The sequence below is a fragment of the Xanthomonas sp. NCPPB 3761 genome (assembly GCF_041475705.2).
Taxonomy (GTDB): domain Bacteria; phylum Pseudomonadota; class Gammaproteobacteria; order Xanthomonadales; family Xanthomonadaceae; genus Xanthomonas; species Xanthomonas phaseoli.
The window spans coordinates 1,701,297-1,717,161 of record NZ_CM191262.1; the positions used below are offsets into that span (position 1 = coordinate 1,701,297).

Annotated in this window: 10 protein-coding genes and 5 pseudogenes; 8 read left to right on the forward strand and 7 right to left on the reverse strand. The window is 62.4% G+C overall.

Features of this window, described 5'->3' with window-relative positions; translation table 11 throughout:
• Nucleotides 1–221: 221 nt before the first annotated feature.
• Nucleotides 222–2,639: a penicillin acylase family protein gene (locus ACCQ00_RS07465; protein ID WP_039574219.1), complete on the reverse strand. Its 2,418-nt coding sequence runs from the start codon at nt 2,637–2,639 to the stop codon at nt 222–224.
• A gap of 146 nt (nt 2,640–2,785) precedes the next feature.
• Here ACCQ00_RS07465 and bfr point away from each other — a divergent pair, with 146 nt between their 5' ends.
• The 3 genes and pseudogenes from bfr to ACCQ00_RS07480 all read left to right on the forward strand — a co-directional run.
• On the forward strand, nt 2,786–3,271 hold the full coding sequence (bfr, locus tag ACCQ00_RS07470; RefSeq protein ID WP_003485327.1) for a bacterioferritin: 486 nt from the start codon (nt 2,786–2,788) through the stop codon (nt 3,269–3,271).
• Nucleotides 3,272–3,499: 228 nt separating this feature from the next.
• A protein-coding gene (locus ACCQ00_RS07475) for an IS3-like element ISXac2 family transposase (RefSeq protein ID WP_087944778.1) occupies nt 3,500–4,587 on the forward strand; the annotation gives its coding sequence in 2 pieces (ribosomal slippage) (nt 3,500–3,752 and nt 3,752–4,587; 1,089 coding nt in all).
• 47 nt (nt 4,588–4,634) lie between these two features.
• A pseudogene (locus ACCQ00_RS07480) lies at nt 4,635–4,760 on the forward strand (integrase core domain-containing protein); the annotation flags it as partial.
• A gap of 222 nt (nt 4,761–4,982) precedes the next feature.
• Here the strand turns inward: ACCQ00_RS07480 and ACCQ00_RS07485 are convergent.
• The 5 genes and pseudogenes from ACCQ00_RS07485 to ACCQ00_RS07505 all read right to left on the reverse strand — a co-directional run bounded on the left by ACCQ00_RS07485 (nt 4,983) and on the right by ACCQ00_RS07505 (nt 10,732).
• Nucleotides 4,983–5,640: pseudogene (locus tag ACCQ00_RS07485) on the reverse strand (thiopurine S-methyltransferase).
• A gap of 637 nt (nt 5,641–6,277) precedes the next feature.
• Nucleotides 6,278–8,521 carry a DNA topoisomerase IV subunit A gene (gene parC / locus ACCQ00_RS07490; protein ID WP_015472346.1) on the reverse strand — a complete coding sequence of 748 codons (2,244 nt, stop codon included), beginning with the start codon at nt 8,519–8,521 and terminating at the stop codon, nt 6,278–6,280.
• A 61-nt stretch (nt 8,522–8,582) separates the two neighbouring features.
• Nucleotides 8,583–9,023: pseudogene (locus tag ACCQ00_RS07495) on the reverse strand (helix-turn-helix transcriptional regulator); the annotation flags it as partial.
• Nucleotides 9,024–9,104: 81 nt separating this feature from the next.
• A pseudogene (locus tag ACCQ00_RS07500) lies at nt 9,105–9,332 on the reverse strand (transposase); the annotation flags it as partial.
• Between the two features lie 206 nt (nt 9,333–9,538).
• Nucleotides 9,539–10,732, reverse strand: coding sequence for a hypothetical protein (locus ACCQ00_RS07505; protein WP_236493385.1), 1,194 nt, complete (start codon nt 10,730–10,732; stop codon nt 9,539–9,541).
• A gap of 269 nt (nt 10,733–11,001) precedes the next feature.
• Between ACCQ00_RS07505 and ACCQ00_RS07510 the strand changes: the two are divergent.
• From ACCQ00_RS07510 to ACCQ00_RS07530, 5 genes and pseudogenes are all read left to right on the forward strand, one after another.
• Nucleotides 11,002–11,151, forward strand: a pseudogene (locus tag ACCQ00_RS07510) (transposase); the annotation flags it as partial.
• A complete protein-coding gene (locus ACCQ00_RS07515; protein WP_236493351.1) occupies nt 11,124–12,146 on the forward strand; it encodes an IS3 family transposase in 1,023 nt (340 codons plus the stop codon). The pseudogene ACCQ00_RS07510 and the gene ACCQ00_RS07515, both read left to right, overlap by 28 nt.
• Before the next feature lie 236 nt (nt 12,147–12,382).
• Nucleotides 12,383–13,609: an IS256-like element ISXax1 family transposase gene (locus ACCQ00_RS07520; RefSeq protein ID WP_011345585.1), complete on the forward strand. Its 1,227-nt coding sequence runs from the start codon at nt 12,383–12,385 to the stop codon at nt 13,607–13,609.
• 134 nt (nt 13,610–13,743) lie between these two features.
• Nucleotides 13,744–14,028 (forward strand): rhodanese-like domain-containing protein, encoded by a 285-nt coding sequence (locus ACCQ00_RS07525; protein ID WP_226982450.1) that lies wholly within the window; start codon nt 13,744–13,746, stop codon nt 14,026–14,028.
• Nucleotides 14,029–14,256: 228 nt separating this feature from the next.
• Nucleotides 14,257–15,372 carry an IS1595 family transposase gene (locus tag ACCQ00_RS07530; protein ID WP_039569575.1) on the forward strand — a complete coding sequence of 372 codons (1,116 nt, stop codon included), beginning with the start codon at nt 14,257–14,259 and terminating at the stop codon, nt 15,370–15,372.
• On the opposite strand, the gene ACCQ00_RS07535 is transcribed toward ACCQ00_RS07530, so the two are convergent.
• The gene (locus tag ACCQ00_RS07535; protein WP_007969295.1) at nt 15,327–15,842 is read right to left on the reverse strand and encodes a hypothetical protein; all 516 of its coding nucleotides are present in this window, start codon (nt 15,840–15,842) and stop codon (nt 15,327–15,329) included. The genes ACCQ00_RS07530 and ACCQ00_RS07535 overlap by 46 nt on opposite strands.
• Between the last annotated feature and the right edge of the window lie 23 nt (nt 15,843–15,865).

The following is a 15,865-nucleotide window of genomic DNA, read 5'->3' on the forward strand; positions in this document are numbered from 1 at the left end:
GGAACAGTGTCCCGCTCATGCGGGAGAAGGTGCCCGAAGGGCGGATGAGGGTACGTGCGAGGCCCCATGCACGCGCGAAGAGGTCCAGACACTCATGGTGCGCGATGGGCGTACCCTCACCCCAAACCCTCTTCCGAGGGGAGAGGGGCTTGAAGCGGCGATGCCGTTGACGTCTTCGTCCTGCTGCGCTGGACGCGGCGCAGCAGCGTTGCCGCCCGCTGTTACTGTGGACGCAAGTGCAGCGTGTAACGGGTGGCAGTGGGCAAAAACGGTGTGGGTCTGCCATGCACCCAATCGTCGTGCCCTGCGCCCCAGAACGGCGAGAACGGGTGGCCGCTCTGGCCGCCGGGCATGTGCACGATGCCGTCCTGCTCGTGGCCGGGCGAGACCACCATGCGCTCGGAGGCGCCAAAGGCCGGGCCTTGCACACGCGGCATGTCGCGGTCGCCCGGCAGTTGATCGGGCGGCATGCAGAGCCAACGCTTGGCCAGGGCGGGCAGTGCACGCGCGATGGGGTGGCAGATGGCGGCGGTGTTGCGCTGGCCCCAGGTGTGCTGGCCGCGCGGTTCGGTTTGGGCGTCTTCGGCGGTCACGTCTGACTGCGCACTGCGCGCAGCATCTTCGAGCAACTGGTCCCAGCTTGCGGCGGCGGGCGGTAGCAGGTTGGCTGGGCGCTGTTGCAGCAACGGCCAGACGATGCCCTCCAGTTGCGCACGACGTGGCGGCAGGAACTCCTCGCCAAGCGCGGCTTTTGCCGGCGCCAGCAGGCCGGCTTCCACCGCCTCGATGGTCTTGCTGCGAAATTCGCGCACGACGCGATAGCTGACCGAGCCAGTCGATGCGCGCCCATCCCAGTCGCGCGTGGCGTATGCGACCTGTTGTAGTGCCGGGTCTTTGCTTTGCTCGACCACGCTACGCAACAGGTGCCACCAGCGCGTGAGCAGCACGGCGCGATCGTCGAGCTGGATGGCGAGCAGGTCGCGTTCGTTGAAGCGCTGCTTTGCGAAAAGATCATCGCGAATCTGCTGTGCCCGCGCGCCAAGGTCGTAACCTGCGTTGCCAAGCGCTGCCAGTTGCTGCGTATCGACGATACGGTTGTTGGCGGTCCAGAGCCGGTGCGATGGCGGATCGATCAACGCCGGCGCAGCGTCGCTGCGCAGCGACCATGGCAGGCAGGTGCCAGACATCGAAGGCGCTGCAGCCAGCTCTGCAGCTGCGCCGGATGCTGTCTCAGGTGCGGGCGTCGATGTCGCCAATTCGGCAATCCCGCTCGGGCCGCACCCGGTGTTGCGGGCGGGGCGCGCGCCGATCAGGCGCCAGGCGATGCGTCCGCTGCGATCGGCAAGCAACAGGTTCTGCGCCGGAATGCCGGAGCGGTCGGCCACCGCGAACGCCGCCTGCAGATCGCCCGCTGTGCTCATCTGGGCGAAGTCCAGCCGGATCGCACCGGGCAACTGCGCTGCCCAACGCAATGCCAGCGCGCTGCCGTCGGCGTTGACGTGCAGCAGCGGTCCCCACGCCGCTTCGCGGACCTCGAACTGCACCGGCGCTGCGCCCGCCACGCGGATGGTTTCCACATGCGTGGTCAGTGCTTGCGGGTGACCCGGTGTGGGTGCAGGAATGCGCGCGAAATCCGCAGTGTCGATATAGCTGTTGGTAAACGCCCACGCCACATGCCCGTTGCTGCCCACGACCACCGCCGGCAGACCCGGCAGCGTGAATCCGGTGACATCCACCTTGCCCTCGGGCGCGTTGCTGTCTGCATAGCGCAGGCGTGCGCGGAACCAGATATTGGGCGCACGCAGGCCCAGGTGCATGTCGTCGGCAACGATGGCGCGGCCGTCGGCGGTGAGGCTGCCGTCTACCGCGAAGTTGTTGCTGCCCGGCGTCGGCGTTTCCGCGTGCGGCGCGGCAGGCGGATGCGGTAGACGGCGTAGATCCAGCGCGTCCGCATCCGGCAAGCGGGCGTCGCCCTGTGGCGGTCCGAACAATGGCGCGTCCCAACTGGAGCCCTGATGATCGAGCAGCGCCGCCAGCGCAGGCGGCACCACGGCACGGATGCGTGCGGCGGCCAGCTCGGTCTGGTTGCCGCTGTCCTGCAGGTCCGCGTACATCGCAAGGCCGGTGAGGATGGAGTCCTCCAGCGTCCATGCGCGCGGTGTCTGGCGCAGCAGCAGATAGGGCCAGGGCCGTACGCGCAGTGCCGCCAGTCCTGCGTTGACGCCATCGGTATACGCTTGCAATGCGGCGCGCTGGCTGCCGGTGGCGATGTCCAGGCTGGCCTGCACGCGCGCACGCAGACGGTGCACGCGGTTGCGCTTGTCCAGGTCCACGGCCTTGGCGCCAAACAGCTCGGACAATTCGCCGGCCGGTGCGCGGCGCATCAGGTCCATCTCGAAATAGCGTTCCTGCGCATGCACGTAGCCGAGCGCACGCATCGCATCGAGCTGGTTTGCTGCATCGATGGTGACCACGCCCAGCCGGTCGCGCTGCACGCTGACCGGCGCAGCCAGGCCGCCGAGCGCGCTGTCGCCGTCCAACTGCGGCAGGCTGCCGCGCATCAACAGATACAGCCCCAGGCTGGCCGCCAGGACCAGCAACACGATTCCCAGCAGCAGCCGGCCCAGCCATTTACGCATTGTCGGTTCCTTGGACCCCGGTGAAGTGTGGCCGGCGGACATGACCGTGGCGGGTCTGGCCGCAAGCGCAACTGAAAGTGATTCCGATTAGATCATTGCCCGGCGGCTTAGGGCACCATGCGCGCACTGCGTCGCTGGAGCACACCATGAAAGGCCATCCCGAAGTCGTCGATTACCTCAAGCAGCTGCTGCGCGGTGAATTGGCGGCCCGCGATCAATATTTCCTGCATTCGCGCCGGTACGAGGATCAGGGCCTGATGGCGCTGTATGAGCGCATCAACCATGAGATGGAAGAGGAAACCGAGCACGCCGACGCGCTGTTGCGGCGCATCCTGTTTCTGGAAGGCGACCCGGACATGCGCCCGGCCGAATTCACCCCCGGCAAGACCGTGGTCGAAATGCTCGAGCGCGACCTGGTTGTCGAGTACGAAGTGCGCGCTGCGCTCGCTGCCGGCATGAAGCTGTGCGAAGAGCATGGCGACTACGTCAGCCGCGATGTGTTGCTCAAGCAGTTGCAGGACACCGAAGAAGATCATGCGTGGTGGCTGGAGCAGCAGCTTGGCCTGATCAAGCGCATCGGGCTGGAGCTGTACCAGACCTCGAAGATCGACAAGGGCCACGTCGCCGGTTGAGTGGCGAGTGGCGTGGCAGACGCGGTGTGGCGCTCGGCGAGGCGGAGCGTTGCGCTGCCCATCAGGGAGCGCTGGGCAGGGCCGTTCTTCTTGCCCAGCAGAGGCGTTGACCGGCTGGGGCAAGTTGCCTGGGTTGATCAGTACAGGGTCGTTTCGCGGGGTAATCCCCCCGCCCATTAGCAGACGCCAGAAGTGGAATTTTCTCGTATCCTTTCTCGAGGAGGTTCCATGAAGAAGTCCCGCTTTACCGACAGCCAGATCATCGCCGTGCTCAAGCAGGCCCAGGCCGGTGCGCCCGTGCCGGAGCTGTGCCGCGAGCACGGCATCAGCTCGGCCACGTTCTACAAGTGGCGCAGCAAGTTCGGCGGCATGGACGTGTCCATGGTCGCGCGCATGAAGGAGCTGGAGGAGGAGAACCGCCGGCTCAAGAAGATGTACGCCGAGGCGCAGCTCAGTACCGACCTGCTGAAGGAAGCGCTCGCAAAAAAATGGTGAGGCCATCTCAGCGACGCGAGATGGCCCAATCGGCAGTCACGAGCGGGCGTACGAACATCCGCCACGCCTGCCAGGCCTTCGCGGTGAGCGAGACCTGCTTCCGCTACCAGGCCAAGGCCAGCGAGCAGAACGCCCGGATCGCCGACTGGCTGGTCCGCCTGACGACCGCCCATCGCGACTGGGGCTTTGGCCTGTGCTACCTGTACCTGCGCAACGTGAAGGGCTTTGGCTGGAATCACAAGCGGGTCTACCGGATCTACCGCGAGCTGGAGTTGAACCTGCGGATCAAGCCGAGGAAGCGGCTGGTGCGTGAGCGGCCCGAGCCTCTGGCGGTGCCGGAGGCTATCAACCAGGTCTGGTCGATGGACTTCATGCACGACCAGTTGGCCGACGGCCGCAGCTTCCGGCTGTTCAATGTGCTCGACGACTTCAATCGCGAGGGGCTGGGGATCGAGGTGGATCTGTCGCTGCCGTCAGCCCGTGTGATCCGATCGCTGGAGCAGATCATCGAGTGGCGCGGCAAGCCCGCCGTGATCCGCTGCGACAACGGCCCTGAATACATCAGTGGCGCGTTGCTGTCCTGGGCGCAGCGGCATGGTATCCGGGTCGAGCACATCCAGCCGGGCAAGCCACAGCAGAACGCCTACGTTGAACGCTACAACCGCACCATCCGCTACGCCTGGCTCGCCCAAACCCTGTTCGACACCATCGACCAGGTGCAGGACAAAGCCACCCGCTGGCTATGGACGTACAACCACGAGCGTCCGAATATGGCGCTCGGCGGCATCACGCCTGCCATGAAGTTGGCGATGGCCGCTTAGCTCCACTTCTGGCGACCGCTAGAAGTGGGGGGATTACCGCCACAACGTTGTTCGACACCATCGAGCAGGTTCAGGACAAGGCCACGCGCTGGCTATGGACGTACAACCATGAGCGCCCCAACATGGCGCTCGGCGGTATCACGCCAGCAATAAAATTGGCGATGGCCGCCTAGCTCCACTTTTGGCGAACGCTCAAAGCGGGGGGATTACCGCGGGAGCGCCGTGCGGGCGCTGGGACGCAGGGCGTCAACGATGGCGCGTAGCTGGCTTCGCGTGGCACGCGCCTGAGCGACGCACTGGGCCCGAACGTCGGCAACCCGAGGTCGCTGCTGCATTAGCGCCAGCCAGTGCAGCGTCAGGCCCGGGACAGGGGCCGCGCGTTACCCCGCCGGCACTCAGCAGCGTTGCAGGCGATAGACCGCAGTGGTCAGTGCGGTGACGCCCTCAGCGCGAAAACGTGGCTCCTGCTCGAGGATGTCGCGCTGTTCCAGCTGCTGCACCTGCCACTGCCCATCGAACAGCGCATGTACTTCGGCGGCATCCACCGCGAAGGGTGGGCCGGCTTTTTCGGCCTGCGGATAGTCCAGGGTGATCAGCAGCCCACCGCAACCGGCCGGCAGGCGTGCGTAAGGTCGTGTGCAGATACTGCCGGCGCAGTTCGGCAGGCAATGCCACCAGTGCTGCACGGTCATACACCGCCATGCAATCGGCCAGCACGCTGCGATCGAGTGCGAACGCGTCGCCACAGATGATCTCGATGGGGCCGGCGATGAAATGCTCGCCGGCGCTGCTGGTGTGGCGCTGCGGCTGCAGGCCCGCTTCGGCGAAGAATTGCGTCACGGCCAGCGGCGACAGCTCCACGCCCAGGACACGATGGCCTTGCGCAGCCAGCCAGTGCATGTCCAGCGTCTTGCCGCACAGCGGTACCAGCACGCGTGCCGCATGTGGCAGCTGCAGTGCGGGCCAGTGCTTCTGCAGCAGCGGCATGACCTCGTCCTGATGAAAGCCTGTCTGTCCGTCGTGCCAGCGTTGCAGCCAGAAGTCTGTATCCATGGTCTCGTCGTGTTGGTGCAGCCCGGTGTGGTACCGCGCTTAAGATAAAACGCGCCAGTGTGCGCCGCGCGGCAGGGGGCTCAGTGTTGCGGGTGATGGAGTTGGTTTTGCGGCCAGGCGCATCGATCAGATCGCCGGCTGCGTGGTTGCATGCTGGGAGGGGCCACGGAACTATGTTAGCTGCGTCAGTTCAGACGCTACAGCACTTGCCGCAATCAAATCGCGTGACGGGGTGATTCAACTGACTGGTAGACGCGCGATGAGCAGCAGTCCCTCTGCATCGGCGCAGGCCTGATCGTAATGAACCAGGCCACAAAAGTCCGTGTCGACCATGATGCCGTGGCCAAGATAGTTCCAGCTCTCTAGGACACGCCCCAGCAGCCTGAGGCGACCGCAGTGTCAGCCGCGCCGCTGCGCGCCGGGTGATTGAACCACCGTTACTGCACTTCCAGTCCCTCGAACTTTTGCCGCGCCTCAGCAGCTTGAGGTGACCGCAATGCTAGTCGCGCCGCGGCGCGCCAGACGAGTGAATCACCGTCACTGCACCTCCAGTCCATCCACCTTCTGCCGCGCCTCAGCAGCCTGAGGCGATAGCAATGTCAGTCGCGCCGCCGCGCGCCAGACAAGTGAATCACCGTCACTGCACCTCCAGTCCATCCACCTTCTGCCACCCTCTTGGCAACAACGATCCACGGCTCGCACGCGCGCCCACATACGTGTCCAGGTCCTTGAACGACAGGCTCATGGTGCGTGCGCCGCTGCGTACCAGCAGCGTGTTGCCCGGGGCGACCGCCACCACGGCCACCACCCGTTCGGTGCCGAGCTTGGCCTTGGGGATCTCGATGATCTTGTTGCCTTTGCCCTTGTCCAGCTCGGGCACGTCGGTGGCCGGTACCGCGAGCAGATTGCCGGCGCTGGTCACCGCGACGATGCGATCGGTTTGCGGGTTGCTGACCTGGGCCGGCGTCAGCACATGCGATCCGGTGGTCAGGTTGAGCATGGCCTTGCCGGCCTTGTTGCGGCCGGTGAGGTTTTCGAAACGGGTGACGAAGCCGTAGCCGTGCGACGACGCCAGCACGAAGCGGGTGGCGTTGTCGGCACTGGCCATGACCTGGAACGCCGCGCCAGACGCCGGCGAGAACCGCCCGGTCAGCGGCTCGCCGTTACCACGCGCCGAGGGCAGGGTGTGCACGGCGGTGGAATAGGCGCGGCCGTCCGAATCCAGGAACGCCACCTGGTGCGTGCTGCGGCTGCGGACCGCCGCCAGCAGGCCATCGCCATCGCGGTAGGACATGCCGGCCGGGTCGACTTCGTGCCCCTTGGCCGCGCGGACCCAGCCCTTTTGCGACAGCACCACGGTCATCGGTTCGCTGGCCACCATTTCGGTTTCGTCGATCGCCTGCGCGGCGCCGCGCTGCACCAGCGGCGAACGACGCGCATCGCCGAACTTCTTGGCGTCGGCAGTCAGTTCGTCCTTGATCAGCTTCTTCAACTTGGTCTTGCTTTCCAGGATCGCCATGATCTGCGCGCGTTCCTTGGCGAGCGCTTCCTGTTCGCCGCGGATCTTCATTTCTTCCAGGCGCGCCAGTTGGCGCAACTTGGTTTCCAGAATGTATTCGGCCTGTTCTTCGCTCAGCGCGAAGCGCGAGATCAGCACCGGCTTGGGTTCGTCTTCGCTGCGGACGATGCGGATCACTTCGTCCAGGTTGAGGAAGGCGATCAACAAGCCTTCCAACAGGTGCAGGCGACGCTCGACCTTCTGCAGGCGGTGGTTGAGGCGGCGGGTCACCGTATCGCTGCGGAAGCTCAGCCATTCGCTCAGCAGGTGCTTGAGGTTCTTGACCTGCGGGCGGCCATCCAGGCCGATCACGTTGAGGTTGACGCGGTAGCTGCGCTCAAGGTCGGTGGTGACGAACAAATGGCCCATCAACTGTTCGGCATCCACGCGATTGGAGCGCGGCACCAGCACCACCCGCACCGGGCTGGTGTGGTCGGATTCGTCGCGGATGTCTTCCAGCCACGGCAGCTTCTTGGCACGCATCTGCTGGGCGATCTGCTCGATCACCTTGGACGGGGAGACCTGGTAGGGCAGCGCATCGATGACGATGTTGGCGTGCTCTTTCTTGTAGGTGGCGCGCGCACGCACGCTGCCGTGACCGGTTTCGTAGATGTTCCGCAGGTCCGCAGCCGGCGTGATGATCTCGGCGGTGGTCGGGTAATCCGGGCCCAGCACGTGCTCGCACAGGTCGGCGACGCTGGCATCGGGATCATCGAGCAGCCGCAGCAATGCGCTGACGATCTCGTTGAGATTATGCGGCGGCACGTCGGTGGCCATGCCCACCGCAATGCCGGTGGTGCCGTTGAGCAGCAGATGCGGCAGGCGCGCCGGCAACCAGGTGGGTTCTTCCAGGGTGCCGTCGAAGTTGGGCGCCCAGTCGGTCGTGCCCTGGCCAAGCTCGCCGAGCAGCACTTCGGCGATCGGGGTCAGCTTGGACTCGGTATAGCGCATCGCGGCGAACGACTTGGGGTCGTCGGTGGAGCCGAAGTTGCCCTGGCCTTCGATCAGCGGGTAACGGTACGAGAACGGCTGCGCCATCAGCACCAGCGCCTCATAGCAGGCGCTGTCGCCGTGCGGGTGGTACTTACCGATCACATCGCCCACGGTACGCGCGGATTTCTTCGGCTTGGCGGCGGCATTCAGGCCCAGCTCGCTCATCGCGTAGACGATGCGGCGCTGCACCGGCTTCAGGCCGTCGCCCAGGAACGGCAGGGCGCGGTCGAGCACCACGTACATCGAGTAGTCGAGATAGGCGCGTTCGGCGTACTCGCGCAGCGGCAGCTGTTCGAAGCCGTGGAAGGTGGGGCGGGTCAGATCGGTCATGTAAAGCCAGGTCCTGCGTGAAGAGGAACCCACGCCGGGGCGCGGGCTCGAAGAGCGCCGATTATCCGGATGCGGCGGGGGATGCCAAGCCGCGCGCATGCGAGCCGGCCAGATAACGGGCGGGCGGGGCGCCGAAATGGCGATGGAACACGCTGACGAAGGCGCTGGGGCTGCTGTAGCCAAGCTGGTCGGCCACCTGCGCCACCGCATGGCCCTGGCTGAGCCGCCGCAGGCCTTCGGTCAGGCGGGCCTGCTGCCGCCACTGCGCAAAGCTCAGGCCGGTCTCGTCGCGAAAATGCCGGCTCAAGCTGCGCGGCGACAATCCGCCCCAGTCGGCCCAGGCGTCCAGCGGGCGCGGGTCGGCGGGCGTGTCGAGCAACTGGCGGGCGATCCGCAGCAGCCGGCGGTCGGCCGGCATCGGCAGGTGCAGGTGGTCGATCTGCACCTGGCATAGCTCGTCCAGCAGCACCGCAGCCAGGCGTTGTTGGGCGGTATCCAGTGGCGCCATGATGGCGCACTTGCCCCTCGTCGTTGGGGCGGCGGGTGTGTCGCCATAGGAGGGGCGTCTATACGGCATAAGCCGCTCCATCGCCAACTCGGCAATATCCGCTTGAGTTTGGCGGATTCGGCTTCAACATCACGCAGCCGCTGCACGTCGGAAGCCTTTCATGCCGCCGTATTTGGACTTCCAGACGTAGTAAGTCGCATCGGAAATACCTAGCTCACGGCACACATCCTTGACCTGGCGGCCACCCTCGACCTGTCTCAGCTTGGCCAAGATCTGGCTTTTGGTGAACTTGCTTTTGCGCATCATTGGTCTCTTTGGGGGCTAGTGTGCCCGGAGACCTCTACCTATGACTGGATCAATTTTACGGGAAGCTGACAGCTTAACCACACTTCCCGTTCCACTGCGCCTCGAACGGGAACCCCTAACACACTACTCTAACCCACCTCTCCGCCAAAAAAATTTATAAAAATCATCTTGCAGAGATAATTCCCGGCAAGATGATTTTATAATCAATAAAATACGGTAACTGAAGTATCCGTCGTCTGTGCACCATAATTACATTGCGGAGTTAGGCCTCCAGCGTCTGGCCCATTGCTATCCCATGGCGGGGATGAAACGCGAATCATATTTCGGTCATAGACAGCAATGTTGCTAAATGTTAACAACCCGCCGTCCGGAAACTCATTACAGCTAGCAACATCGTACACCTCAAGTGCCCCCCCGAAGATCAAATTCGGGTTTCCGTAAGGTGCAGTTGTTAGCCTTACACTACGCCCGGTGGTGATATTTTTCGTATCGATATTCCACTTGTTACAAGCTACACCGGCCGCACAGGTGGAATAAGTGTCGCCTACAATTTGATCACCTGACTTCGCAGGAATATAGTCACTAGTCCACACTGTCCCGTCTTTGCAACAATTCCAGCTACTGAGGTCCCAAGTGTTGGATTCACCTCGATACCCTAATACCGGCTGCAGAATTGTATCGCCTTGCATCCCAGGAAAAAAATAGATTGTTTGCTTTGATCGAGTTCTTGGATTCGGCGGAACCTTCCAACTAGCGACGATTCTCCCAATCGGTGTAGAGGTGATGTAGCTTCCGTCGGCTAGATAGTCATGCGAAATGGCCGGCGGGGGGACTGACTTGATTTTTGACGGCGAAGCTCTATCACTTGTTCGAGCAAGCTTACCCTCCAACGTTAGTCCATCAGGCCTAACGCGAATACCATCACGCGTAAAGTTATCCTGATTACATGTTTTCCGTTGCTCTAACGAGCCGGTGACGCGTTGGATTGCGCCATCGCTCGTGATTTGATCCCCCTCATGGACATGCTGGACGCAAGCAGGAGAAAAATAACCGAAAGGTGTTACCACGTAATCGGCAGGGACACCAACTGGTCTAGTTCCAAGGTTTCGCTCAGCAGCTGAAGCGAAGTCAGCTCCCGTAAACGAAGCAATCAAAATAAGACCTGCGGCAAACCTTCCCACGCTAAATTCAACGTGAGATCTTTTTAGAATTCCCATAAAAACCCCTTTTGAATTATGAAATAATATTACAGCCTTGCATATGCAGATCAAGATAAAATTAAAATTAAAATTTTCATGGAAATAACATTGCCAACAGCCAAAAATACAGCTAAATAAACTAGAAATATCACCACTGCAAAAGTAGAGCCCAGCGCCCCTATAGCTCGTCGCTTTCATCCACTTACGGCCAGATTCTCTCAGCTCCAATAGTGTGCCCAGAGCATATTTGCGAAGATTTGTTACTACTTGCGATTTTAAAAAAGCTTCTTCAGATTGCAGGCCTACATTTTACACCTTGCTCCTCTTGAGCTTACTAAAGGAGCGAAAGGTATAAAATATACCGTCAAACGCAATATTCTGATGGCTTCCTTCACTGCGGTGAGTGATACGCCCAGGGTTTCCTAGACATCTCATGGCCATGGAAAATAGTCGATTCGGAGATGTCTATGAGCAGCAAGCGGTATACGGATGAGTTCAAGATCGAGGCGGTCCGGCAAGTGACGGATCGTGGGTTCAAGGTGGCAGACGTCGCCGAGCGGCTGGGTGTCACGACGCACAGCCTGTACGCCTGGCTGCGCAAGTTCGGCAAGCCCGGCGTGGTACAGCGCGCCGAGGTGGACCAGAGCGCCGAGGTTCGGCGGCTGAAGGCAGAGTTGCGTCGAGTGACCGAGGAGCGCGACATCCTAAAAAAGGCCGCCGCGTACTTTGCCAAGGGGTAAAGGCAAAGTACGCCTTCATGCAAGCCCACTGCGGGGAGTTCAGGGTGTGTGCGATGTGCCGGGTGTTGCGGGTGAACCGGGCTGGATACTACGCGTGGCTAAAGTCGCCGGACAGTGAGCGCGCCAAGGAAGACGAACGCCTGCTGGGGCTGATCAAGCACCACTGGCTGGCCAGCGGCAGTGTGTATGGGCATCGCAAGATCGCCAAGGATCTACGCGATCTGGGTGAGCGTTGCAGTCGCCATCGGGTGCATCGATTGATGCGCGCCGAGGGATTGCGTGCCCAGGTGGGCTATGGTCGCAAACCGCGCTTCCATGGAGGGATGCAGTGCAAGGCGGCGGCCAACCTGCTTGACCGACAGTTCGACGTGACCGAGCCGGACACGGCCTGGGCGAGCGATTTCACCTTCATCCGCACGCACGAAGGCTGGATGTACCTGGCTGTGGTGATCGATCTGTTTTCCAGGCAGGTCGTCGGCTGGGCGATGCGCGATCGGGCCGACACCGAGTTGGTCGTGCAGGCCTTGTTGTCTGCGGTGTGGCGGCGCAAACCCAATGCTGGTTGCTTGGTTCACTCAGACCAAGGGTCGGTCTACACCAGCGATGACTGGCAGAGTTTCCTGGCGTCCCATGGCTTGGTATGCAGCATGAGTCGGCGTGGCAACTGCCACGACAACGCACCCGTGGAGAGCTTCTTCGGCCTGCTCAAACGCGAGCGGATCAGGCGACGAATCTATCCCACCAAGGACGCCGCACGCGCCGAGGTATTCGACTACATCGAGATGTTCTACAACCCCAACCGCCGCCACGGTTCAACTGGTGACCTGTCCCCTGTAGAGTTTGAACGGCGCTACGCGCAACGAGGGTCTTGAGTGTCTACGGAACCCTGGGCGTATCAATCTTGGTGCGGGAGCCTCCAACAGTGGCCATCCACGAGTCCGGGCTGCCTGAAATTGGCAGTAAGGGCCATGAGGAGTGAGCGCGCCGGAGGCTCGTTGGACAGCAGTTGAAAGAGGGCCAAATCGAATACCCAGGCAGTACCGGGCGTGTCCTAGATTTTGTGTAACCGGGCCACAGGCAGGAGACTGCCACCTAACCCGGAGACACCATGAGCCCACGCACACATGAGGTACCCGACGAGCTGCTTAGCAGCCTGTTGGTCAACTACACCAAACCCGAGGATCTGATCGGCGAGAACGGCCTGCTCAAGCAGCTGACCAAGCGGTTGGTGGAGCGGGCGCTGGACGCGGAGATGACCGAACACCTCGGTCATGACAAGCATGAGCCGGTCGCCAACGCGGCCGGCAACACGCGCAACGGACGCAGCCGCAAGACGCTCAAGGGCGAGTTCGGCGAGCTGCCGATCGAGATTCCGCGTGATCGCCACGGCAGCTTCGCGCCACAGCTGATCCCCAAGCACCAGACCCGCTGGGCCGGCTTCGATGACAAGATCTTGTCGTTGTACGCGCGCGGCATGACCGTGCGCGAGATCCAGTCGCACCTGGAGGAGATGTACGGCACCGAGGTGTCGCCGAGTCTGATTTCCTCAGTCACCGATGCGGTCGTCGAGGAGGTCAAGGCGTGGCAGGCGCGGCCACTGGATCCGGTCTATCCGATCGTCTATCTGGACTGCATCCACGTCAAAGTGCGCGAGGGCGCGGTGCGGGTCAAGGCGGTGTACCTGGCCATCGGCATCACCATGGGCGGCGAGAAGGAAGTGCTGGGCCTATGGCTGGCGCAGGCCGAGGGTGCCAAGTTTTGGCTGCAAGTCGTGACGGAGCTACGCAACCGCGGGGTGCAGGACATCTTCATTGCCTGCGTCGATGGCCTGAAGGGGTTTCCCGAGGCGATCGAGGCGGTGTTCCCGCAGACCACCGTGCAGCTGTGCATCGTGCACATGGTGCGGCACAGCCTGAACTACGTCTCGTGGAAACGCCGCGCCGAGGTTGCCGCCGATCTCAAGCGCATTTACGCCTGCGCCACCGTCGAGGAGGCCGAGCAGGCACTGACCGAGTTCGAGGCCAAGTGGGACGCCCAGTACCCGCCCATCAGCCAGTCATGGCGGCGCAATTGGTCACGACTGATCCCGTTCTTCGACTACCCACCGGAGATCCGCAAGGTGATCTATACGACCAACGCCATCGAGTCGGTCAACATGAGCCTGCGCAAGCTGACCAAGAACCGCGGCGCGTTCCCCAGCGACGAAGCCTTGATGAAACTGTTCTACCTGGCTCTGCGCAACATCACCAAGAAATGGACGCTGCCGATCCGCGACTGGAAGGCTGCGCTGAACCGCTTTACGATCCAGTTCGAGGGGCGACTTCCTCAGCGGTAACCCAAACCACGGTTACACAAAATTCTGCACACGCTCAGTTTAGGGCGTTTTTTGCGGGCCAAGTTGACCCGCCGCGCGCCAACGATTTCAGCCGATACTCGAACCCACACGGTACAGAGTGACCTGGCATGCAAATGGAATCTCCCGACACCACGACCCTCCGCGAACTCCAGCTCACGGCGCAGTTCGGCGGACTCCTCAGCACGTCTGATATTGCGCAGCTCCTGCGCTATCGCACGCCGCAGGCTGTGCGCAAGGCGCGGATCAGGGGCGCCCTGACCATCCCAATGCAGCAGCTCCCCGGTCGTCGGGGGCTGTATGCCACCGCCAGAGCGGTCGCCGTCTACCTCGAAGACCTCGCTTCCGACACCACTTCGGCTCCCCAGGAGGCCCCTATCGACGTACCCGTCAACCAGTAGTACCGAAAACCAGTAGGGCAGAAAGCACAAAGCCTAGGACCCTGGCAGGGGAACTAGGCTTCTTGTGGCACGCAGATTGAGATCCTGCGCAGCCATAGTGCCCCCCTCCCAAATCCATTGTCAACACGCCCCCAGGGCGTGAATGGGAGGGGCTTGCCCGGACCCTAGCAATGCCGCGGCCGCGGAGGGCAACGCTCGCCCCCGGCCCGGCACTTCCGGACAGATTCTATGACTCAGCACTACCTCAGGAGCGCGGCTTACCGCGATTTTTCCATCCACTCGATCTACGGCATGTCGGACGATGAGATCCATGCCATGTTCGCCCGCCTGCGCTGGGGCAGTAACTCCCACCAGGCATGCCCAGCCTGCGGTGCGTGGGCCCAGCACTACCGGCGGCCCGCGCGCCAGCAATGGCGATGCAAGGAGTGCGGCCGGGATTTCTCGGTAACGTCGGCCACCGCCTTTTCCAGCAGGAAGAAGTCCCTGCGCAGCATTCTCCTGGCGACCTTCTATTACGCCACAGGGGTGAAGGGGTTGGCAGGCCTTGGATTGAGCCGGATGGGCGACTACTCAAACAAGGCCGCGCACGTCACCCTCGGAAAACTGCGAGAGGCGATCTTCCGGACCCAGGACTTCACACCGCTCACCGGCGTCGTTGAAATCGATGGCGGCTACTTCGGTGGAAAGCCTCGAAAGCCAAATCGTCGTGGACGCCGAAACGATCAGGCTATTGTTGATCGGATCGCCGGACGCCCGACCAAACGCCCATGGCATGCCAGCGGCATGACACGAACGAACTGGGAGAAGCGGAAGAACAAGCGTGTTGTGATGATCTTCCGCCAGCAAGGGCGACTGGGAGAAGGGGCTGTGCGCAGCATTGCCGCCGTTGCCAGATCGGAGAACGACAAGGATGCCGCGAAGCTGATCGCGCGTTACGTCAGCCCCGAAGCAATCATCATGACCGACGAAAGTCCCGCCTACGCGACCGTTTCAGCGACACACACCCACTACGCGGTCAGGCATAGCCAAGAGTACGTTTCGGTCGAGGGTGTCAACGAGAACCAGGCCGAGTCGTTCTTCAGCCGGCTCAGACGCTGGGAGTATGGGGTTTCGCACGGTGTGCGGCCGGCTTACCTAGCTGACTATGCGAACGAAATGGCGTGGCGCGAGGACGTCCGTAGGTTCTCAATCAGAACACAGGTCGAAATGCTCCTGGTAAAGGCCCTCACCGTGGGGCATTCGCGGTGGTGGCGCGGCTACTACCAGGGGAAACGGCGCGGGACTGAGATCCTAATGAATCAGGGCATCCCGCCGTCATCGGCGTCGGGCGCGAGTGCCCAGTAACCCTCTACGTTAGTGCTCGGGCTGTTCCGCCGGATGATCCTTCCGGCGGAACAGTGAGCCTGCAGACATTTGCGTACCCGTAGCCTGAGTTCCGCATATTGCACATTTCCGTCCACCGCCTTGCCCTGCGAGCCGACGAACAGCAGGACCTCAGTCGTAGACCGCCATTCACCCGCCGCCTCTCTCAGGCAGGCCAGGACGTTTCGGCTGATATGGCCGCGCTGTAGCAGCGGACCCTCACTCGACATTCGTACCGGTCGGATAACCTCCGGCGGCACGCAGATGTCGTGAAGGCCAAGAATGCGGTCCAGGGCTTCAAGATCCCTGCGCGTCGCCTCGACGCTGCTGTCTAGATCGGCCGCACGCTGACGAGCAGCGTCGGCCCTTCTCTGGATCTGGGCAATGTGGCCAGCGAGGCGGGCGCGCTTGTCGACAAGCCATTTCAGTGATGATGGGGTTCGGGTTTCCATGACCCCACGCTAGCACCAACAAC